At 72.6% G+C, this 20,681-nt stretch carries 20 protein-coding genes and 1 pseudogene; 14 read left to right on the top strand and 7 right to left on the bottom strand.

Annotation, left to right across the window (positions count from 1 at the left end):
- Positions 1–30 precede the first annotated feature (30 nt).
- On the top strand, positions 31–1,083 hold the full coding sequence (locus tag ACFQLX_RS15155) for an LLM class flavin-dependent oxidoreductase (RefSeq protein ID WP_386415256.1): 1,053 nt from the start codon (positions 31–33) through the stop codon (positions 1,081–1,083).
- Positions 1,084–1,257: 174 nt separating this feature from the next.
- Here the strand turns inward: ACFQLX_RS15155 and ACFQLX_RS15150 are convergent, their stop codons facing one another.
- The 3 genes from ACFQLX_RS15150 to ACFQLX_RS15140 all read right to left on the bottom strand — a co-directional run bounded on the left by ACFQLX_RS15150 (position 1,258) and on the right by ACFQLX_RS15140 (position 4,536).
- Positions 1,258–1,881: a flavin reductase family protein gene (locus ACFQLX_RS15150; protein ID WP_386415254.1), complete on the bottom strand. Its 624-nt coding sequence runs from the start codon at positions 1,879–1,881 to the stop codon at positions 1,258–1,260.
- Between the two features lie 221 nt (positions 1,882–2,102).
- Complete coding sequence (locus ACFQLX_RS15145; RefSeq protein ID WP_386415252.1) at positions 2,103–3,032, bottom strand: formylglycine-generating enzyme family protein; 930 nt, start codon at positions 3,030–3,032, stop codon at positions 2,103–2,105.
- Positions 3,033–3,132: 100 nt separating this feature from the next.
- Positions 3,133–4,536 carry a sulfatase family protein gene (locus ACFQLX_RS15140; protein ID WP_386415249.1) on the bottom strand — a complete coding sequence of 468 codons (1,404 nt, stop codon included), beginning with the start codon at positions 4,534–4,536 and terminating at the stop codon, positions 3,133–3,135.
- A gap of 629 nt (positions 4,537–5,165) precedes the next feature.
- On the opposite strand from ACFQLX_RS15140, the gene ACFQLX_RS15135 reads away from it, so the two are divergent.
- The 5 genes from ACFQLX_RS15135 (at position 5,166) to ACFQLX_RS15115 (ending at position 9,170) form a co-directional block, all read left to right on the top strand.
- Positions 5,166–5,510 carry a barstar family protein gene (locus tag ACFQLX_RS15135; protein WP_386415247.1) on the top strand — a complete coding sequence of 115 codons (345 nt, stop codon included), beginning with the start codon at positions 5,166–5,168 and terminating at the stop codon, positions 5,508–5,510.
- A gap of 252 nt (positions 5,511–5,762) precedes the next feature.
- Positions 5,763–6,623, top strand: coding sequence for a Rieske (2Fe-2S) protein (locus ACFQLX_RS15130; RefSeq protein ID WP_386415244.1), 861 nt, complete (start codon positions 5,763–5,765; stop codon positions 6,621–6,623).
- A gap of 103 nt (positions 6,624–6,726) precedes the next feature.
- Positions 6,727–7,047: a hypothetical protein gene (locus ACFQLX_RS15125; RefSeq protein WP_386415242.1), complete on the top strand. Its 321-nt coding sequence runs from the start codon at positions 6,727–6,729 to the stop codon at positions 7,045–7,047.
- Between the two features lie 132 nt (positions 7,048–7,179).
- On the top strand, positions 7,180–8,412 hold the full coding sequence (locus ACFQLX_RS15120; RefSeq protein ID WP_386415240.1) for a serine hydrolase domain-containing protein: 1,233 nt from the start codon (positions 7,180–7,182) through the stop codon (positions 8,410–8,412).
- A gap of 53 nt (positions 8,413–8,465) precedes the next feature.
- Positions 8,466–9,170: a TetR/AcrR family transcriptional regulator gene (locus ACFQLX_RS15115; protein WP_386415238.1), complete on the top strand. Its 705-nt coding sequence runs from the start codon at positions 8,466–8,468 to the stop codon at positions 9,168–9,170.
- Between the two features lie 13 nt (positions 9,171–9,183).
- Here the strand turns inward: ACFQLX_RS15115 and ACFQLX_RS15110 are convergent, their stop codons facing one another.
- On the bottom strand, positions 9,184–10,353 hold the full coding sequence (locus ACFQLX_RS15110; RefSeq protein WP_386415236.1) for an MFS transporter: 1,170 nt from the start codon (positions 10,351–10,353) through the stop codon (positions 9,184–9,186).
- 231 nt (positions 10,354–10,584) lie between these two features.
- Between ACFQLX_RS15110 and ACFQLX_RS15105 the strand changes: the two genes are divergently transcribed.
- On the top strand, positions 10,585–11,301 hold the full coding sequence (locus ACFQLX_RS15105) for an aspartate/glutamate racemase family protein (RefSeq protein ID WP_386415235.1): 717 nt from the start codon (positions 10,585–10,587) through the stop codon (positions 11,299–11,301).
- Positions 11,302–11,338: 37 nt separating this feature from the next.
- On the opposite strand, the gene ACFQLX_RS15100 is transcribed toward ACFQLX_RS15105, so the two are convergent.
- Entirely contained in the window at positions 11,339–12,205 is an 867-nt protein-coding gene (locus tag ACFQLX_RS15100; protein WP_386415233.1) for an effector binding domain-containing protein, read from the bottom strand.
- A gap of 206 nt (positions 12,206–12,411) precedes the next feature.
- Between ACFQLX_RS15100 and katG the strand changes: the two genes are divergently transcribed.
- From katG to ACFQLX_RS15080, 4 genes are all read left to right on the top strand, one after another.
- Positions 12,412–14,646, top strand: a complete 2,235-nt coding sequence (katG, locus tag ACFQLX_RS15095; protein ID WP_386415232.1) for a catalase/peroxidase HPI — start codon at positions 12,412–12,414, stop codon at positions 14,644–14,646.
- Positions 14,647–15,032: 386 nt separating this feature from the next.
- The gene (locus ACFQLX_RS15090) at positions 15,033–16,106 is read left to right on the top strand and encodes a hypothetical protein (RefSeq protein WP_386415231.1); all 1,074 of its coding nucleotides are present in this window, start codon (positions 15,033–15,035) and stop codon (positions 16,104–16,106) included.
- Positions 16,107–16,147: 41 nt separating this feature from the next.
- Complete coding sequence (locus ACFQLX_RS15085) at positions 16,148–16,708, top strand: hypothetical protein (protein WP_386415228.1); 561 nt, start codon at positions 16,148–16,150, stop codon at positions 16,706–16,708.
- Positions 16,709–16,836: 128 nt separating this feature from the next.
- Positions 16,837–17,226 (top strand): VOC family protein, encoded by a 390-nt coding sequence (locus tag ACFQLX_RS15080; protein ID WP_386415226.1) that lies wholly within the window; start codon positions 16,837–16,839, stop codon positions 17,224–17,226.
- 75 nt (positions 17,227–17,301) lie between these two features.
- Here the strand turns inward: ACFQLX_RS15080 and ACFQLX_RS15075 are convergent, their stop codons facing one another.
- Entirely contained in the window at positions 17,302–17,856 is a 555-nt protein-coding gene (locus ACFQLX_RS15075; RefSeq protein WP_386415224.1) for a dihydrofolate reductase family protein, read from the bottom strand.
- Between the two features lie 450 nt (positions 17,857–18,306).
- Positions 18,307–18,861: a TetR/AcrR family transcriptional regulator gene (locus ACFQLX_RS15070; protein WP_386415223.1), complete on the bottom strand. Its 555-nt coding sequence runs from the start codon at positions 18,859–18,861 to the stop codon at positions 18,307–18,309.
- A 117-nt stretch (positions 18,862–18,978) separates the two neighbouring features.
- Here ACFQLX_RS15070 and ACFQLX_RS15065 point away from each other — a divergent pair, with 117 nt between their 5' ends.
- The 3 genes and pseudogenes from ACFQLX_RS15065 to ACFQLX_RS15055 all read left to right on the top strand — a co-directional run bounded on the left by ACFQLX_RS15065 (position 18,979) and on the right by ACFQLX_RS15055 (position 20,623).
- Positions 18,979–19,776, top strand: a complete 798-nt coding sequence (locus ACFQLX_RS15065; protein ID WP_386415221.1) for an alpha/beta fold hydrolase — start codon at positions 18,979–18,981, stop codon at positions 19,774–19,776.
- 5 nt (positions 19,777–19,781) lie between these two features.
- Positions 19,782–19,880, top strand: a pseudogene (locus tag ACFQLX_RS15060) (VOC family protein); the annotation flags it as partial.
- A 161-nt stretch (positions 19,881–20,041) separates the two neighbouring features.
- Positions 20,042–20,623, top strand: a complete 582-nt coding sequence (locus ACFQLX_RS15055) for a GNAT family N-acetyltransferase (RefSeq protein ID WP_386415219.1) — start codon at positions 20,042–20,044, stop codon at positions 20,621–20,623.
- The last annotated feature ends 58 nt before the right edge of the window (positions 20,624–20,681 follow it).

Genomic DNA, 20,681 nt, shown 5'->3' with positions numbered 1-20,681 from the left:
ACCGGAGCGGACGATCGAAGGAGACACCCCATGTCCACTTCTTCCACGACACCCCCCATGACCTTCGGACTCGACTCCTTCGGGGACCTGCCCCTCGGGCCGGACGGAAAGCTCCTCAGTCACGCCGAGGCGATCCGCCAGGTGGTGCGCGAGGCGATCGCCGCCGACGAACGAGGCGTCGACGTCATCGCCCTGGGCGAACACCACCGGGCCGACTTCGCGGTCTCCAGCCCCGAAACCGTCCTGGCCGGCATCGCCACCCGCACCGAACGCATCAAGCTGGCCTCCGGCGTGACCGTGCTCAGCTCCGATGACCCGGTGCGCGTGTTCGAACGCTTCGCGACTGTCGACGCGCTGTCCAACGGCCGCGCCCAGGTGATCCTCGGTCGTGGATCGTTCACCGAGTCGTTCCCGCTGTTCGGATACGAACTCACCGACTACGACGAGCTGTTCGAGGAGAAGGTGGGCCTGTTCGCCGAACTCCTCAAGGAAGAGCCGGTGACGTGGGAGGGGCGCACCCGGGCGGCCCTGCGCGACGCCGACGTCTACCCCAAGACCGCATCGGGCCGCATCCACACGAGCATCGGCGTGGGGGGCTCGCCCGAGTCGGTGATCCGGGCGGCGCGCTACGGATTCCCGCTGATGATCGCCGTCATCGGCGGCCCGCCCGAGCGGTTCGCGCCGTTCGTCGAGCTCTACCGGCGCGCCGCGGCCGAGTTCGGCACGGACCCCAGCGAGGTCGGCATCCACTCACCGGGGCATATCGCCGAGACCGACGAGGAGGCGTTCGAAACCTACTGGCCGGCGCTCAAGGTCCACCGTGACCGTGTCGGCCGGGACCGCGGCTGGGCGCCGATGACGCGCGAGCAGTTCGATCAGGAGGTCGCCCACGGCTCGCTGTACGTCGGCTCGCCCGAAACCGTCGCCCGTAAGATCGCCTCCACCGTCCGCGAGCTCGACGTCAACCGGTTCGATCTCGTCTACGGCTTCGGTCCGCTCCCGGCCGACGCCCGGCTGAAGAGCGTCGAGCTCTACGGCGAGCGCGTGGTGCCGCGCGTCAGGGAACTCCTCGCCCAAGCCTGAGGGCGCGAAGGGATCCCCGGCGTCGGGTACGGGCCATCCGGTCTTCCGCTACGGGGGAGTCGGCAGCACCCGGCCGATGCGGTCGCCGCCCCGCCGGCGCCCACCGACCGCCCGATGCCCGTCCACCCGCAGGGCTGCCCATCAGTTGGTCGCAGCGACGCGCACGGGGAGGGGTCAACTGCGCTCGCCCCGCTGCCAGTCGCTCCAGCGGATGCGCGGCTTGTCCAGCACCCCGCCGAGGGTTCCCCACTCGTTGCGGCCCAGCCGCGTCAGGGGCCGCAGCAGCCCGATGCCGGGGAGTCCGTCCTCCGCCAGCACCCCATCGCTCACCACCGCATGCACCACCCGGCCGAACACCACCGTGGAGTCGCCCAGTGTCAGCAGGCTGTGCAGTACGCATTCCAGCGCTGCCGGCGAGGCCGCGACCCGAGGGGGTTTCACCTGCTGGGAGGGCTCGGGCTCCAGGCCCACCGCGTCGAACTCGCTCACCTCGGCCGGGAAGTCGGTGGCGGTGTCGTTGATCTCCCGGAACAGCCCCTCCGGTGCGAAATTGACCACGAACTGCCCGGTCTCCTCCACGTTGCGCAGTGAGTCCTTGCGCGTCACCGAGGTGAACTGCACGATCGGCGGCTCCACGCAGGCGACGGAGAAGAAGGAGTGCGGTGCCAGATTCGGCCGGTCGGGGTGTTCCTTGGAGACGGTGGAGACCCAGGCGATCGGCCGTGGGACCACCACCGCGGTGAGGAGCCGGTAGAAGGCGTCGCGTCCCATGGCCGATGGATCGAAGTCGATACGCATGATCGCCAGTATCAGGGGGTGCGGAGCCCTAAGACCGGCCGACGGGCCCCCAGCGTCCGGAGCCGACCCTTACAGCCCAGGTCCGAGCAGGATCCGCGGGTCGACGCGTACGCGGCTGGTGTGCGGGCGGCGCGGCGCGACCGGCTGCCGTAGGAGCCTGCCGGCGACGGCGTTTGATCGCGCACCGTCGCGCCTGAGCGGCGCCGGCCGGCAACAGCCTCTTACGAGGGGGAGGATGCCCGGGTGGCCGCTACGCGGAAGCCGATGTTGCCCGTGGAGCTGTCGGGGGTGTTGGAACTGCGGGCGGCCACCCGGTAGCGGTTGCAGTACGAGTCGTGGCACATGTGCGACCCGCCGCGCATGACCCGTCTGCCCTCCCGGGGTGCCTTGGTGTGATCGGCGCCGAAGTGGTCCTCGCACCACTCCCACACGTTGCCCACCGCCTGGTAGAGGCCGTACCCGTTGGGGCGGTAGGACCGGGCGGGCGCGGTTCCGGTCCGCGCGTGCGCTCCGGTGTTGCGATGGGGGAAGTCGCCCTGCCAGATGTTGCACATGTCCCGCCCGTGCGGGCGCAGTTCGTCCCCCCAGGGGTAGCGGCGCTGCTCCAGCCCGCCGCGCGCGGCGTACTCCCACTCGGCCTCGGTGGGCAGGCGGGTGCCCGACCAGGCGCAGTAGGCGCGCGCGTCCTTCCAGGAGACGTGCACGACGGGGTGGTCCTGCCGGGAGGCGAAGTGCGAGCCGGGCCCGGCAGGGTGGCGCCAGCTCGCTCCCGCCACCGCACGCCACCACGGCGTTCCCGCCACCGGCGGCGAGACGCGCGCGAGGTCGGCGGGAAGGAACGCCTCCGCGACGTAGGAGAAGCCGAACTCCTCGGCCTGGGTGCGGTATCCGGTGGCTTTGACGAAGGAGGCGAAGCGGGCGTTGGTCACGGTGGTGGCGGCGATGGAGAACGCCCCGACCTCGACCTGCCGTACCGGGCCCTCCCCGTCGGCGGGAAAGCCCTCGGGGTCGTCGCTCCCCATCAGGAAGCGCCCTGCGGGGAGGGGGACGAGGTCACGCGCGGCGCGTACGGCGGCGGGGGCGGTGAGTGCCACGGCGGTGGTGGCGCCGTCCGTGCCGCGGCCCGGGGCGCAGCAGTCGCGGAAGTGCATCGGTTGCTCTCCTTCACGGCGGCCGGGCGCCCGCGAAGGGGGCGCCCGGCCGCGGACGGTCAGGCGGTCACGTGCTCGGGAAGCGCGGCCGGCGTGCCCCTCAGGCGGTGCGGTCCGCCGCCAGCGCGGCGGCCAGCGCCGAAACGCCCAGGGCGGCCTCGTCGGCGGGCGTCGCCTGGTAGAGCCGGTTGGTGAGCTGGTAGGGGTCGCCGGCCAGGTCGTAGTACTCCCGGAACTTCACCTGTCCGCTGCCGGAGACGGCCCCCGCGGCGTCGGTGGTGAGGTCGTAGTACTCCGTGTACTGGCGGTCCTTTGCCACGTACGACGACCAGGTGGGCGGCCCGCCCACCGCGCTGCCCTGCTTCCACCACTCCACCAGCAGGTGATCGCGGCTGTACGGGCCCAGCAGCGAGTGGCCGTCCTGCGGGGTGTCCGGCGTGATGCCCGCCGCGTCCAGGATGGTCGGTGCGATGTCGATGTTCGCGACGAGGCGGTTGTCGTTGACGCCCGCGCCCAGACCGCCGGCCGGCCAGGAGAGGTAGAACGGCACCTCGTGGGCGGGGGAATAGGGCACGGACTTCGCCGTCCACCCGTGGTCGGCCCAACCGAAACCGTTGTCCCCGATGTAGATGACCAGGGTGTTCTCCAACTGCCCGAGCGCCTGCAGTCTGTCCTTGAACGCCTGCACCGCGTCGTCCACCGACCGCAGCGTCCGCAACTGCTCGGCACGGATGCGCTTGCCGTCGGCCAGCGTGCCGGTGGCGTTCTTGACGTAGCCGGGCTTGTCGCTGCGGTCGGCCTCCGGCACGGAGGGGCGACCGTTCCACTCCGGCACCGCGGTGCCGGCGTACGCGGCCTCGGGGGTGCGGGGCCCGTGGGAGGCGTACGGGGCGACGTAGGCGAACCACGGCCGCGTGTCGGTGGCCGCCTTGTCCAGGAACTTCAGCGTCCGGTTCTTGATGACGGTGGTGGAGTAGCCGTTGATCGTCTGGACGGTCCCGTTGACGTTGTACGTGCTGTCGACGTACCCGGGCTGCAGCAGCGCCCACTCCTCGAAGTGCGGCGGACTGTCCGCGAGCGCCCAGGAGTTGAGGTACTTCCCGAACAGGCCGGTACGGTAGCCGGCCTGGCGGAGATAGCGCTGCACAGTGGTGTGCTGGTCGAGTCCGCGCGAGGAGCCGTTGTTGCGCACCCCGTGGTTGTGGGCGTAGCGCCCGGAGAAGACCGAGGAGCGCGACGGGGCGCACAGCGGCGTGGTGACGTGCCCGTGGGTGAAGCGCACGCCCTGGTCCGCGATCCACCCCACGGTCTTCTGCAGGGCCCACTCGGTGTGCTTGGGCTGGTCGTCGGTGACGATCAGCAGGATGTTGGGCCGCGTGCCGGCGCCCGTATCCGCGACTGCTCGCCCGACGCCGACGGCGGGCACCGCGGCCGCGGCGGCGACCGCGGCAGCACCGGCGAGCACACCACGCCGTCCGATGGAGGGCTGGCTGGGATCACTCATGAACTGTCTCCTGTTTTCAGGTACGCGGACATCCCGAATAAGCCATGGACGCCGCAAGGGAACGAGAAAGGCGGGCCGTTCGGAAACGCGGGCGCGCACGCGCCGCTTATGCAGCCGAGGACCCGCGCGCAGAGAAACGGGAAACTCGGCCCGCAGCCACTCACCACACGAAAACGGCAGCTCAGAAGCAGAGCCGCCGTTCCGAGGCGGAGAAGGGGGATCCCACAGGAAAACGGCGTGGAAGCGCGGGGAGAACCCGCGTCCATCACGCGCGATCAGCTATTACAGAGCCCGCTGGCGAGCCGACCGAAATCGACATGCCGCCGGGCAGTCAGATCAATTCCAGCTGCCATGCCCGAGACGTTAGCGCCCACCGGGTCAAGCACGCAACGAAACCAATGTGAAATCCATATGGCGATCTCCAGAGCCACGACGGCCACCTCGCCGGAATCACCCGGCGAACCCTGCCCGGCGGCCGACGCGGCGTCGTAGGGGCGCCGGCGGATCGGGGCGCTGCCCGCCCGCGCTCGGCGTGAGGGATCACGGCCGCTGGGGCATGGTGGACGAACGAACCGCCCCGTCCCGTACGGGCGCCCGACCCCGTTCCGTACCTTGAAAGCGGTGCTCCCATGTCGCACGCCACCCTCGCCCAGGCGGTGCAGTCCGCCGGCTGGAAGGTCCTCGCCCTCGACCTCGCCGCGGTCACCGACGAGCAGGGCTTCCTGGAGCGGTGCGCAAGCACCCTGGGCCTGCCCCCGGCGGCGGCCCGCAACTGGGACGCCTTCCAGCAGGCGAGCGGCACCCTGGGCTGGGGCCCCGAGGTCCCCGGCCGGCTGCTCGTGGTCGTCGGCTGGCCGGCCTTCGCCGCCGCGCAGCCCCAGCAGTGGCAGCACGCCCTCCAGCAGCTGGAATCCCTCGCGGGCCGCCAGCGCCAGTACGACTCGACACTGGCCATCGTCCTGGCGATCGCCTGAGGGGTCGGGGAGAACGACGGCGGACACACGCCGCTCCCCTTCAAGGCCACCGCCGAGCTGGAGTACCGCACCCGCCGGCACGGTTCACGATGCGGAGGCGCGGCGGGCGCGCGGGAGCGGACGCGCTGTCGGGCAGCGGGCGCCGCGTGCGGTCGGCGGGAGGCGGCGGCGCGTGCGGTCGCCGACTTCGTAGGCGCGTGTGACGCTGGGCGGCAGAGCCAGGCCGCCGTTTTGTGCCGAGGAGCGAGCACCATGCCGAAGATGATCGAGAGCGCGATCGAACGCATCGCCGACGCCGACGCGCTCGATCGCTTGTGCCACCTGGCCGCCGGCCGGGTGCACAAGGTCACGGCCCGTACCGCTGTGAAGAACGCGCTGTCGGGTACGTGGCTGGGGCACCCCGTGCACCCCATCGCGACCACCCTGCCGATCGGCGCCTGGGCGATGGCCTGCGCGCTGGATGCCACAGCGGGCCGCTCGGGTGCCCCGGCGGCCCGCCGCCTGGTGGGCCTGGGCGTCCTCGCCGCGCTGCCGGCGGCGGCCACCGGCGCCAGCGACTGGTCCGACACCATCGGCGCCACCCAGCGGGTCGGCCTGGTCCACGCGTGGGGCAACCTGACGGCGACCGCTCTGCAGGCGGCCTCCTGGCTGGTACGCCGCAGGGGCTGCCGCCGGTCCGGCATCGCGCTGAGCGCGGCGGCCCTGGGCAGCGCCGCGTGCGCGGCCTATCTGGGCGGCCACCTGTCGCTCGTACGGGGCATCGGCGTCAACCACACCGCCTTCCAGGAGCCGGTCACCGACTGGACGGACGTAGCCGCGCTGTCGGATCTGACCGAGGGCAAGCCGACGCGGGTCACGCCGGGCGGCGTACCGGTGGTGCTGGTGCGGTACCAGGGCACCGTCTACGCGCTCTCGGCGACCTGCACCCACGAGGGCGGCCCCCTGGACAAGGGCGAGATCGTCGGCGACGGGTGCATCAAGTGCCCGTGGCACGGCAGCGAGTTCCGCCTGACGGACGGCCAGCCGGTCCGGGGCCCGGCCTCGGTGACCGAGCCGTCCTGGGAAGTGAAGCTCACCGACGACCGCGTCGCGGTCCGCTCCACCCCGTCCTGAGCGCGCCGCCGCGAGCACCCGGGCCGGGGCCGTCCCCGTCCGGCGTGGGCGCCGCGGCACGGGGCTCTCGTAACGCACCGCACGACCGCGCGGGAGAACCCCAGTGCCGGCTTCATCGGCCCGCTGCAGCCCCGACAGCGACGGCGTGCGGCGGAAGGCGGGCCTGCTCGGCGAGCCGGCGGGCTTCTGGCACGGCTCGGGCTTCGACCTCATCGCACGCCCCGACTTCGCCGGCAAGGAACGTGGCATGCACGACGGCGATCACCCCGTGCCGGACGCGCACGCCTTCCCCGCCGCGACCGCATCGCGGACGGGTTCCCTGCGCGGGCTGGACCAGGCGCTGATCACGTGCCGGGCCTGCCCGCGCCTGGTGGCCTGGTGGCCTGGCGGGAGGAGGCGGCCCGGGCGCCGCGGGCCGAGGTGATCGGGGGCTGTACGGGGGTCGGTCCCGGGCGTGGTTCAGCCGCTGGACGGGCACGGCGGCCTCGCTGCGGGCCGCGTCCTTGCTCGTTGCGAACTCTGGTGTCACCATTGGTCCGAAATTATGGTCGGCGGGATGCTGGAGGTCGCGATGGGCACGGGCACGAGACGAGCGGGCGGCGCCCTGGCGCTCGGGGCGGCGGTCGCCGGCCTGGGCGCCGGGGCCGGCTGGCTGTGGCGCCACCAGGCCGACCTCGCGTTCTCCCGGCCGCTGAACGAGTGGACGTTCACGCACATGTCCGCCGTACTGCCGACCCGGCCGGTGGCCCGGGCGGCAGTGCCCCGGCCGCTGCCGTACGGGCCGGCGCTGCGCGCGTTCACGTACGAGCACGACGGCGAGCGGCGCACCCTCGCCCAGCTGCACGCGCGCACCCACACCACGGGCTTCGCCGTGCTGCACCGCGGGGCGCTGGTGCGTGAGGAGTACCCGGGGCGGTTCGCCTCGCCGCGGGCCAGGTTCCAGCTGTTCTCCCTGACCAAGTCGGTCACGTCGATGCTCGTCGGGATCGCCCTGGAGGAGGGCGCCCTGGGATCGCTGGACGACAAGGCGGCCGGCTACCTGCCGGACCTGGCGGGCAGCGCGTACGACGGGCCGACGGTCGGGGACCTGCTGCACATGAGCAGCGGTGTGGAGTTCACGGAGGACTACGCGGACCCCGCCTCGTCGTTCGCGCGCTTCGAACGGGCGGTGTCGGGCGGCGGATCGCTGCTGGAGGTGGTGCGCTCGCTGCCGCGCGCGGCGCGGCCGGGCACCACGTTCACCTACTCGACCGTGGACTCCCAGGTCCTCGGCTGGGTCCTGGAGGCCGCGACGGGCACGGCGCTCGCGCAGTACGCGCACAGCCGCCTGTGGAGCCGCGTCGGGGCGGAGCGCGACGCGTACTACTTCCTCACCCGCGGCCGGCCGCGCACCGCGCTGGGCGGCGGTTCGTTCAACGCGGCCGTACGGGATCTGGCGCGCCTGGGCCTGGTGATGGCGCGCGGCGGGCAGCTCGACGGGCGGCAGATCGTGCCCGCGCGGTGGGTCGAGCGCAGCCGCGGCGCGGATCTGGCGCACCTGGCGGTGGGCGCGCTCGGCGCGGACGCCCCCAGGCACTACGGGTACGCGAACCAGTGGTGGACGCTGGGCGGCGCGCGGCGTGCGTTCACCGGGATCGGTATCCACGGGCAGTACCTCTGGGTCGATCCGCAGGCGGACGTGGTGGTGGTCAAGACGAGCGCCTGGGACACGGCGGAGGACGAGGGCCGCGACGCCGAGACGGTGGCCGCGCTGACGGCCCTCGTCACGTACCTGGAGACGGGCGGCTGAGGCCGGATTCTCCGCCCCCGGGAGATGCGGCGGCCCTCGATAGGATGACGGGCATGACCGCACCCCGGGCGAAGGCGGCGCCGCGGAGCAGGCCGCGGCGCGGTCGTCCGCCGTCCACCTCGCTCAACCCCGACCTGATCCTGGACACGGCGCTGGCCCTGGTGGACCGGGAGGGCGCCGACGCCCTCACGCTGCGCCGCCTGGGCTCGGAGCTGGGCGTCAACCACACGGCGGTGCTGCGGCACTTCGCGGGCAAGGACGAGATCCTGCTCGGGCTCGCCGAGCGGCTGCTCCAGAAGGCGATGGACGGCTTCGCCCCGTCCAAGGAGTGGCGCCCCACGCTGGAGGCGCTGGCCCGCCGGGTGCGCGCGGTCTGCGTCGCCCACCCGCAGGTCGCGGTCCTCGTCGCCACCCGTGTCGCGCGCCGCGAGGCGGAGTTCCACGGGGCGGACGTGGTCATCGCGGCCCTGCGCGGGGCCGGGTTCGCCGACCGCGACGCGGCCCGCTACTACCGGTCCCTGGTCGACACCGCCCTGGCCGTGTCCTCCTACGAGGCCTCGGTCGTCGCGCTGGGCAGCGCCTCGCGGGAGGGTGATCGCAGGGCCTGGCGGCGCGAGTACCTGGCGGTCTCCCCGAGCCGCTATCCGGATCTGGCCGCGGTGGCGCCGTACCTGGCCGAGGCCGACGAGGACGACCAGTTCGAGACGACGCTCGGGCTGCTCCTGGACGCGATCGCCCTGCGGGCCCGCGCGGTCTGAGCGCCTGACGCGCTCAACCCGGCTGGTGCGCCTCGCTCGCAGCCTCCTCCACCCCGGCCTCCACTCGCCGCGCGGTGGCCACCAGCGGCACCGCGGCCGCCGCGGTGGCCGCCGCCAGGAACACGCCGAGCGCAGGCTCACCGCTCACGTCCAGCAGCCATCCGCACACGGCCGGACCCACGCCCGCGCCGATCGCCAGCGCGCCGCCGGCCGCCGCCGCCCACCGGCCGCTGCGGTCCGCGCAGGTCACCATCGCCAGCATCTGCACCAGCAGACCCAGGTAGCACACCTGCCAGACGATCGTCGCCGCCGTGTACACCGGTGCGTACGGGCAGGACGCGACCAGGAACTTGGCCGCCCCCGCCAGGCACAGGAGGAGCAGCAACGTCGCCGCCCGCCCCACCCGCCGGGCCGCCACCGCGCTCGCACCCACCCCGGCCAGCGCCGCGACACCGGCGAGCGCGAGCACCACGGAGACCGCGCCGGCGGACAGCCCCGCATGGTCCTCGCCCAGGACCCCGGCGTAGGACCAGGCGCCCTGGTCGGTGACGGCGAGCAGGGCGATCGCCGCCAGGAACCACCGCGGCGGCGCGCTGCGGGCCTCGGACTCCAACGGTGTCGCGCCGCCCTCGGGCAGGGCCCGTACCAGCCACCACGCAGGCGCGCAGCACGCGGCGACCACCGCGAACCCGGCGGCGCCGCCCCACAGCGCGTTCGCCTGCGGGACCGCGATCAGCAGCAGCGCGATGACCACGGCGCTGCCGAACACGGCCACCACCGCGGCCCGTTCGCTGTCACGTGCCCCGGCCAGCGCGGCCGCCGCCACCGCGAACGTGGCCCCCAGCCCCGCGCCGGCGACCACGTTCGCTACGAGCAGGGCCGCCATGCTGTCCGCCAGCGCGGCACCGCCCAGGCCCGCGGCGGCGGCGATCAGGCCCCAGCGGGCCATCCGCACCCGTCCCGCCCGCATCGCCCGCCGCGACAGGAGCAGCGCGGCCGCGGCCGTGGCCAGCAGCTGGGCGGCGGCGACCACGCCCGACGCGGTGTCGGACAGGTCGAACCGCTGCCCGAACCCGGCGAGGAGCACCGGCATCACGTTGCTGCCGACGTTGCCCATGGTGCAGCCGGCTATGAGCGCGCCGCCCACCCCGGCCGTCAGCACGGCACGTGCGTCGCGGCTCATCCGGGTCCTCCGGTCTCAGCAGTGGAAACAATTTACGCACCATAGCTGTCACCATCGGTTCGGAATAGGGGTGGCCCGGATCGGCGTCGACCTCGGTGCCGAGGCGCCGTACGGCCGCGGCAGGACCGCGCGGCGATACAGCAGGAGGGGCGGCACAGCGGGAGGGAGGCAGGGGCCGGGTACGGGGGCGCGGCCGGCACCCGGGATCGGCGGTCGTGAGAGTGTGGCGTGATGAAGACCATCGGGTTGCTCGGGGGCATGAGTTGGGAGTCCACGGCCGAGTACTACCGGCTGCTCAACGAGTTGACGCGTGAGCGGCGGGGCGGGCTGCACTCCGCGCCGTGCGTGCTGTACTCCGTGGATTTCGCGCGGATCGAGCAGCTCCAGGTGGCGGGCCGCTGGGAGGAGGCCGGCACGGTGCTGGCCGAGGCGGCGGTCGCGGTCCAGGCGGCCGGCGCGGACCTGCTGCTGATCTGCACCAACACCATGCACAAGGTCGCCGACCAGGTGGCAGCCGCGGTGCGGATCCCGCTCGTGCACCTGGCCGACACCACCGCGGCGGCCGTACGGGCGCAGGGCCTGCGGCGCGTCGGACTGCTGGGCACCGCCTTCACGATGGAGCAGGACTTCTACCGCGGCCGCCTCGCCGCCCATGGACTCCAGGTGCTCACTCCCGGCGCCGACGGGCGCCGGCGGGTCCATGAGGTCATCTACGAGGAGTTGTGCCTCGGCGTCGTACGGGAGGAGTCCCGGCGGTACTTCCGGGACGTCATCGCCGACCTCGTCGCGGCGGGCGCCGAGGGCGTCGTGCTGGGCTGCACCGAGATCGAGCTGCTCATCGGTGGTGACGACAGCCCGGTCCCGGTGTTCGCGACCACCCTCCTGCACTGCGAGGCGGCCGTGACCCTCGCGCTCACGCCCGCCGAGCCCGGCTGCGCGGGGCCGTAGGGCAGGACAAGCGGCCGTACGACCGCAGGCCGTGGGTTCAACCGCCGGTCCGCTCCACCGCAATCCACACCTCCGCGTCCGCGTGCGTACCGTCCTGGGACACCCGCGTGCGCGAGAGCGACGGACCCGGCCGGCTCCGGTAGGGGTTGGACGGGAACCACTGCGTGTACACATCCCGCCAGAGGTGCTGGACAGCCAGCGGAAACTCCCCCGAGGACTCGAACACCGCCCACGTCCCCGGCTCGACGTCGAGGCTCTCCGAGGCCCCGGGCACCTCCGCGTCGCTCACCACTCCGTGGAAGTAGTCGATCTCGGTGCCTTCCGCATCGTCGGCAAAGTGGTTGCTCACCGCGGCCACGACACCGCCGGGCTCCCCGTCCGCGTACTCCTCCCACCGCCCCAGCGTCTGCCTGCCGATGCCCTTGACGAACTCCACGATGGCCGGATTCATCCCCTCGTAGACCAGCGGGACCCGCGTCCCCCTGCCCACGATCCGGAACGCGTCCTTCTCCACCAACCGGTACCGCATGCTGCTGCTCCCTTCGACGATCAACCGGAAGGACATCCGCGGCTGGGATCGCAGCGCCGCGCCCGTGCGCCGCGCCTCGCCGGGGCCGACCCCGTGCACGGCGCGGAAAGCACGCGCGAAGGCCTCGCCCGAGCTGTATCCGTACCGCACCGCGACCTCGAGCAGCGTCCGCTCCCCGGCGAGCACCTCGGCTCCGGAGAGCGTCAGCCGCCGGCGGCGGACGTACTCGGAGAGCGGGATGCCCGCCAGTGCGGAGAACATCCGCCGGAAGTGGTACTCCGACGTCATGGCGATACGGGCCAGCTCGGCTACGTCGATGGGCTCGTCGAGATGCTCCTCGATGTGGCCCATGGCCTGGTTCAGCCGTTCCAGCATTCCTGGCCGTCCTTCCCTCACTGGGCTTCACGCTATGGGCGTCCCACTGTGCCGGACCCGACATCCTGTGCCCGGTGCGGTCGGGTGGTCGGGGGTTCGTGGAGCCGCGCGCCGTGGAAATGCCGGGTCTGTTCAGTGGTTCGGGTAAGACTCTTCGTCGTATCGGACTGTCGTCGGCCGCTGCGAGGCCGGGCGATATTCCAGCGGTGTGCAGTTCGTTTCTCGAAGGGAATGCCGTGTCCTCCCAATCCGCAGATGGTTGTCCCGTCAACGCCGGTCGAATCAATCGCCCCGAGGCTGTCGGCGGGGTGCGCGACTGGTGGCCCGATCAGCTGAATCTGAAGCTGCTGCAGCAGAATCCTCCGGCCATCGATCCGATGGATGAGGATTTCGACTACGGCGCCGCGTTCGACACCCTCGACCTGGACGAGGTGCGGCGCGACCTCGAGGCCCTCATGCTCGACTCCCAGGACTGGTGGCCCGCCGACTTCGGCAACTACGGCCCCTTCTTCATCCGCATGGCCTGGCACGCCGCCGGCACCTACCGCACCGAGGACGGGCGCGGGGGCGCCGGCCACGCCATGCAGCGCTTCGCCCCCATCAACAGCTGGCCCGACAACGCCAACCTCGACAAGGCGCGGCGGCTGCTGTGGCCGGTGAAGAAGAAGTACGGCAGGAAGCTGTCGTGGGCGGACCTGATGGAGTTCGCCGGCAACTGCGCGCTGGAGTCGATGGGCTTCAAGACGATGGGCTTCGGCGGGGGGCGTATCGACTGGTGGCAGGGCGACGAGACGTACTGGGGTCCCGAGCACACCTGGATGGCGCCGGAGAGCGAGCGCTTCTCGTCCACGCACGTGCTCGAACAGCCGCTCGCCGCCGCGCAGATGGGCCTCATCTACGTCAACCCCGAAGGCCCGGACGGCAATCCCGACCCGCTCGCCTCCGCGGCCGACATCCGTGAGACGTTCAAGCGGATGGCGATGAACGACATCGAGACCGCCGCGCTGATCGTCGGCGGCCACACCATCGGCAAGACCCACGGCGCCGGCCCGCAGGACATGGTGGGGCCGCCCCCGGCCGCGGCGCCGCTTCAGGAGCAGGACCTGGGCTGGAAGAACTCCTACGGCACCGGGGTCGGCGCCGACGCGACGAGCAGCGGCCTCGAGGTGACCTGGACCCCGACCCCGACCACCTTCGACAACACCTTCCTGGAGAACCTCTACGGCTACGAGTGGGAGAAGTGGCGCGGCCCCGGCGGGCTGTGGCAGTGGCGGCCCAAGGACAACGCGGGCGCCGACACCACCCCCTCTCCCGACGACCCGGCCAAGAAGCACCAGCCGGGCATGCTCACCTCCGACATCGCGCTGCGCGTCGACCCGATCTACGAGCAGATCACCCGGCGCTGGCTGGAGAACCCGCAGGAGATGCAGGAGGAGTTCCGCAAGGCGTGGTTCAAGCTCATCCACCGCGACCTGGGTCCGCTCGTGCGCTACCGGGGCTCCATGGTGCCCACCACCCCGCAGCTGTTCCAGGACCCGATCGAGCCGGTGGTGCACGCGCTGGTCGGCGAGGAGGACATCGCCTCGCTCAAGGCCGACCTGCTCGCCTGCGGCCTCACCCCCCGGCAGCTGATCTACACCGCCTGGTCGGCGGCGTCGACGTATCGCTGCAGCGACATGCGCGGCGGGGCCAACGGCGGCCGGATCCGCCTGGAGCCGCAACGCGACTGGGCCCCCAACGAACCCGGCGACCTGGCGCACGTCATCCAGGCGATCGAGGCTGTCGGGGAGCGGTTCAACGCCGCGCAGAGCGGGGATGTGCGGGTGTCGTTCGCCGACCTGGTCGTGCTCGGCGGCTGCGCGGCGATCGAGGCGGCGGCGCGCGCGGCGGGCCACGAGGTGAGCGTGCCCTTCACGCCGGGGCGCGGTGACGCACTCCAGGAGTGGACCGACCCCGAGGCCTTCGACGTACTGGAGCCCAAGGCCGACGGGTTCCGGCACTACGCCGCCAAGAGCGCCCCGCTGGCGCCCGAGTACATGCTGCTCGACCGGGCCAACCAACTCGGCCTCAGCGCCCCCGAGATGACCGTGCTCCTCGGCGGCATGCGGGTGCTCGACGTGAACTACCAGCACTCGCCGCTGGGCGTACTCACCGACAAGCCGGGGCAGTTGACGAACGACTTCTTCGTCAACCTGCTGGACATGCGTACGTCGTGGGAGCCGTCATCGGCCGATGACGGCACCTATGTCGGCACCGACCGCGCCACCGGGAAGCAGCGCTGGACGGCCGGGCGCGTCGATCTCGCCTTCGGCTGGAACGCCCAACTGCGCGCCGTCGCCGAGGTGTACGCGGCCGACGACGCGACGCCGAAGTTCCTGCGCGACTTCGTCCGCACCTGGAACAAGGTGATGGACGCCGACCGCTTCGACCTGCGCCGCTGACCCCCAGCCGGGTGCAGCGGACAGCCCCCACGTCCACGGGTCCCCGACCGGCCGCCTCGCGTGGCCGGTCGGGGACCCGTGGCCGTGCCCGCGTCAGTACGCGAAGCAGGCCGCGCTCCCCACGCCCGGGGGTCCCCGTCAGGCGGCCTTCCGCTGTGTGATCTTCATCTCCGGTTGGGGGCCGGGTAGATGATCTGTCACCCGGGTGCGGTACAAACGTTCCGCGAGCCGACCAGGGCTCGTTGCGGCGGGGGCTCCTGTACGGGGTGACGTGCCGTGCTGGTCCGCGACGTCCACCAGGGGATCCGACCGTGAGCTATCCGCCGCCGACTCCCGTACTGGGGGCGCCCGTTCGGCGCCGCCGAGCGCGGTGGGAGCGATACCGGGTGACGGGCCCGTTCTCCCCCGCCGACCTCGCGAAGCTCTGGGGTCTGATCGGCGCGCTCGTGGGCTTCGCGCTGCTGTGCGGCTGGGTGCTGGACGTGAAGGGCGGCACCGTTCTCGTGGTGGCCGCACCGTACGTCTTCCTGTGGTTCGACGCGCGGCGCGTCCTCTTCCAGTTCGACCCCTCCGGTGTGCGCATCGGCAACGTCCGGCTGCCGTGGGCCGACGTCACCGCCCTCGTCGTCGCCGACTCCCCCGCGCTCGGCCCGCAGGTCCTCCTCGGTACGCGGCTGCGCGACGGCGCGCTCATCCCCGCGGGCGCCGAGGCGCTGCCCGCCGATCCGGCGATGCCCGCGCAGCTCCATGTGGCGGTCGAGCGGCGGAAGTTCCACCTGGCCAAGCTGACCGCGAAGGCCCGGCGGTACGCGCCGGGGCACGTGCAGATCGTCAACGCGGCGGACAGCGCCGGGCAGCCGCTCGCCGGCAACCCCTACGCGGCGACCGGGCACCCCGGCGCGGGCCCACGGATGGTGCCGACCGCGCCGCCCGCCGGACCGGGCCCGCGCTGGGGCATCGTGCTGGGCGCCGGGCTGGCATGCCTCGCGGTCGGGGCGGTGCTCGCCGCCGCACTGCCGCACATCGCCATGGTCTTCCCCTACGAGGGCGAGGGCGCGACAGGCGGCATCGCCCTGAGGACGGAGGACGTCCTCGCGCTGTCCGACCTCCCGCCCGGCGGCCCCCCGGGCGGCCTGGTGACCTGGCCGTCGCTGCTCTTCCTCCTGGCCGCACTCACCGTCGGCTACCGCGCCCTCACGCCGTACGCGCCCTCGCGCGCGCCGCGGGTCGTGGGCCTGCTGTGCGCCGGCTCCTTCCCGCTGGTGCTCCTGGGCAACGACGCCTTCGACGGCCAGCCCCTGGGCACCTACGAAAGCGGCTGGTGGCTGCTGCACCTGGGCGCGTTCGCGGGGCTGGCGGCGTTCGCCGCCATGGACCTGACGCTCGCCCGCGGCGCGGCCCGTACAGCCGAGGCCGGCCGGTCCCACCCGCTCCACCAGCCCGGCAGCGGCCCGTACTGACCGCCGGCCGATCCTTACGACCACCATCTCCAGGGGGAACCTTGACCACCCGTACCGCACTCGCCGCCCTCACCGCCGCTGCCGCCGCGCTCGCGCTCACCGGCTGCTCCGGCGACACCCAGGAGCTGTCCTACGGCGACCCGGCGAAGAAGGACAACCTGGAGGTCAGCGTGCTGCGCGTGGACGCCGGCACCTCCGCTGACCTGTCCGGCCTCAAGGACGCCGACCAGTACCAGGGCCGTACGCCGTACTACGTCCACTACCGGGTGACCAAGACCGAGGCCGGGAGCGTGCGGGGGCCCTCCTTCGACCTCACGGCGGACAGCGGCCTGCTGACCCGGCTGAACATCATGAGCGCCTTCCCGGAGCCGGTCGTGGGCGAGGACGGGCAGCTCACCTACAAGGACGCGCCCACGTTCGACAAGTGCCTCGACAAGCACGACTCCAGCACGTTCGACAAGGCCCCGGCGGGCGAGAGCTACGAGGCCTGCTCCATCTACCTCTCCGACGCGGGCTCCAGCGCGGCCCCCGAGAAGGTCGAGTGGGTCAAGGGCGGCCTGCTGCGAAGCAGCGACGACGAGGCGTTCGCCGTCTGGAAGTAGACACGCGCCCCCGCACGCCCTTGGATGCTCTGCTTTTCGGGCCAGAATCCGCTGGATACGGCTCCGCTGCGGCTGATCGTCGAGCGGCGGCCCGTACCCGACACCTTTGGACCGCAGGAGAGCACCTCATGAGGATTCGTCTGACCAGCGTCTTCGTCGATGACCAGGCCAAGGCCCTGGATTTCTACACCCGCGTTCTCGGCTTCGTGAAGAAGCACGACGTCCCGGTGGGCGGGCAGGACCGGTGGCTGACCGTCGTGGCGCCCGAGGAGGCGGGGGGTGCGGAGCTGCTGCTGGAGCCCGCCGGGCATCCCGCCGTCAGGCCCTATCGTGACGCGCTCGTCCAGGACGGGATTCCGATCGCCCAGTTCGCCGTGGAGGACGTGGAGGCGGAGTACGAGCGGCTGCGCGGCCTGGGGGTGCGCTTCACCCAGGAGCCGGTGGTGACGGGGCCCGTGACCACCGCCGTCTTCGATGACACCTGCGGCAATCTCATCCAGATCGCGACGCAGCCGTAGGGACGGCCCGTAGCAGGCGCGCGGCGGCCCCCGGATCACCCCTTCTACGGGGTGGGCCGGGGGCCTCCGCGTAGGTCAGCGCGCCGGGCGGTAGGTGGCGATGATGACGCCGCTGCTGGTGGGCTGGGCGCTCACCAGCTCCAGCTTCTTCAGGGGGGTGTCGTCGGTGAAGAGCTTCGCGCGGCCCTCGCCGGCCACCACCGGGTGGATCAGCAGCACCAGTTCGTCCAGCAGGTCCGCCTCCAGCAGCGAGCGCACCAGGGTCGGGCTGCCCGCGACCGTGATGTCCTTGCCCTCGCCGGCCTTGAGCTCCTCCACCGCCTCGGCCAGGTCGCCCGTGACCAGGGTGCTGTTCGACCAGTCGTCGACGCTGTCCAGCGTCGAGGAGACGACGTACTTGGGCGACTCGTTGATCCACGTCGCGAAGCCGGCGTCCTCGCCCTCGGTGACCGTCGGCCAGTACCCGGCCCACTCGGTGAACGTCACCCGGCCCAGCAGGATCGTGTCCGCCGCCTCCAGGGTCGCGGCCATCGCGGCGCCCATCTCCTCGTCGAAGGCGAACTGCCACTCGTTGGGCGCCTGTGCGACACCGTCGAGCGAGACGAACAGACCCGCGACAACCTTGCGCATGATTCCTCCGTGATGTGTCGGTCCGGGGGCTTCGCCCCGGGCCCGTCGGCTATGACGTGAACTCTAAGTGGGCGGCGGGAGCGCGGTCTTGTACAGAAGCGGCAGGGGCGCGCCGGGTCCGGGGCGGCCAGCTGCGTGGCGGTGCGGCCGGCGTAGCGCTTCAGGGAGCGGGCCAGGTGGGGCTGGTCGAAGTAGCCCAGGCGGTACGCGGCCTCCTGGGGCGGCGTCCCCTCCTGGATCAGGGCCGCGGCCATGGGGTATCCCCCGACAGGTCCATCCGGTCCGCTCCTTTCCCCGTCGGCTCGCGTACGGCTCGCGTACGGCTCGCGTACGGCTGCGTACGGCTGCGTACGGCTGCGTACGGCTGCGTACGGCTGCGTACGGCCGTGTAGGGCTGCGTAGGTCTGTGGACGGTCGCTTGGGTCGCTGCTGTCGGCTCGCCCGCCGGCGTCAGTGGGCGGGACGGATGGTGAACTGCCGCAGGGCGTCGCGGGTTTGGGGGCGGGGGCCGGTGGTGAGTTCGAGGAGGGCCGTTTCGGCGACCATGGCGACCCACAGGCGGGCGCCGTCCGCGGGGTGGCGCCAGCCCATCGCACGGAAGTCCGCCTCCGCGAGGGTGGCGCTGCGGGCGTTGCGGGACTGGACCTCCTCGACGATGGCCGGTTCGGCGCGGGCTTCCAGGAGGAGGGCTTTGACGCCGCGGTCGCGCAGGCAGGCGTCGAGGTAGGCGTACGAGCCGGCGAGGAGGCGGTCGGGGCCGGGCCGGTGGTCGGCGATCGCCGCCTCGAGCGCCGTTTCGAGGCGGTCGTGGAACTCGCGGTGGAGGGCCAGGAGGTAGCCGGCGCGGGTGCCGAAGTGGTGGAAGAACACCCCTTTGGAGACGCCGAGTTCGGCTACGAGGGCGTTGACGCTCAGGGCCGCCAGGCCGACCCGCTCGGTCAGGCGCAGACCGGTGTCGATCAGGGCCGCGCGGGTACGGGCCGCGGCCTGCTGCCTGAGGTTCAACCGGGGGCTCCCCTCCTGCGTGTGCTTGCCGTCGCCAACTGGGCTAGTTTACCGTACTAGTTGACCGACCGGACGGTCAGTGAACGCTCCGGTCGCCCGTCGAGCAGGGAGTCCCGCATGCGTACGGTGCAAACCGCGGCCGGCACGGTGGCCTGGCGCGAGGTGGGCGAGGGGCCGCCGCTCGTGCTGCTCCACGCCAACCTGCACGACCACCGCGACTTCGATCCGGTCCTGGGCGCCCTCGCCCGCGAGCACCGGGTGCTCGCCGTCGACTGGCCGGGGCACGGGGCCTCCGGGACGGACACCACGGTCGGCGCCGATCGCCTGGCACGCGCGCTCGGCGAGTTCGTCGACCAACTCGGGCTGGGGCCGGCCGTGTTCATCGGCAACTCCGTCGGCGGCTATGCGGCGGCCCGTCTCGCCGTGGAGCGGCCCGAGCACGTGGCCGCCCTGGTCCTGGTCAACTCCGGCGGCTTCGCGCGGCGTAGCGCGCTCACCCGGGCCTACTACCGGATGTGCGCCTCCTCGCCGGCCGCCGGGCGGCTGCTGCCGTACGTCGTGCGCGCCTATCTGCGCCCCGCCGGGGAGCACGACCGCGCCGTCGCCGAGCGGGTCCTGCGCACCGGGGCGACGGCGGCCGGGCGGGCCACGTACCGCTCGATGTGGCGCAGCTTCGCCTCCCCCGACTTCGACCTGAGCGGGCGCGCGGACGCGATCGCGGCGCCGACGCTGGTCGTGTGGGGGCGGCGCGATCTGGTCTCCCCCCTGCACTACGGGAGGGTCGCGCACCGTCTCGTCCCGGGGGCGCGGCTCGCGGTGCTGGACACCGGGCACCTGCCGTTCTCCTCCGCGCCGGGCGCGTTCCTCGACGTGGTCGGGCCCTTCCTGCGCGAGGTGCGGGCCGGCGTGCGGTGAGGGGGGAGATCATCCACCCCTTGCAGGACGGGGAATGGGGCGTGCGGCCGTTCTTCGTCCGCGATCCCAGCGGACGGGTGGTCAACGTGCTGGGCCACCGCTGACGGCTGCGACCAGGACGGTCGCTTCGCGGCGGAGGGCGAGTTCCTCGTAGCGTGCGGCCACGGCCGTGATCGTTTCGCCGTCGAGATCCGCTTAGGCAGCGGGCCCGGGTACGTCACAAATCGATGGCCGGGCGGGTGAGTGGGCGTCAGAATCACCGCCCATGGAACCTGTTTCCCTGACGACGCAGCGCCTGCTTGTACGCCCGCATGATCCCGGTGACGAGGACGCGGTCCTCGCGGCCTGCCAGGATCCCGACATTCGGCGGTGGACGGACCTTCCCGCGCCGTACGAACGCCAGCACGCCGCCTTCTACCTGCGCGAGGTGGTGCCGCGCGGCTGGCGCGACGACACGATGTACCACTTCGCGGTGGAGGGCCGGGACAGCAAAGTGCTGGTGGCGTCGGTCAATGTGCACCGTCATGCCGACACCTGGGGAGTCGGGTACTGGACCGTGGCGGAGCACCGGGGCCGGGGTTATGCGACGGAGGCGGTACTCGCCCTGGCCGCCTGGTCGTTCAGCGAGCGGGGAGTCCAGCGCCTGGAGTGGCGGGCGGAGGCCGGGAACAGTGCCTCCTGGGCCGTGGCGGAGAAGGTCGGCTTCGTCCGGGAGGGCACCCTGCGTGCGGCGCAGACCAACGGGGGCAGCCTGAGGGACGCCTGGGTCGGCGCCCTCCTGCCCGCCGACCTCGGGCTGCCCTTCGCGCTCCCCTACCACCCCGCGCAGAGCGATCCTCTGGGGTGACACGCACCGGGACGGCGCAGAGGCCGCCCCCTCCCGCAGCGGTGCGGCGCCTCTGCGG

Origin of the sequence: Streptomyces polyrhachis (assembly GCF_042663125.1) — a bacterium.
Taxonomy (GTDB): domain Bacteria; phylum Actinomycetota; class Actinomycetes; order Streptomycetales; family Streptomycetaceae; genus Streptomyces; species Streptomyces polyrhachii.
This window is presented reverse-complemented; position numbering and strand designations above follow the sequence as displayed.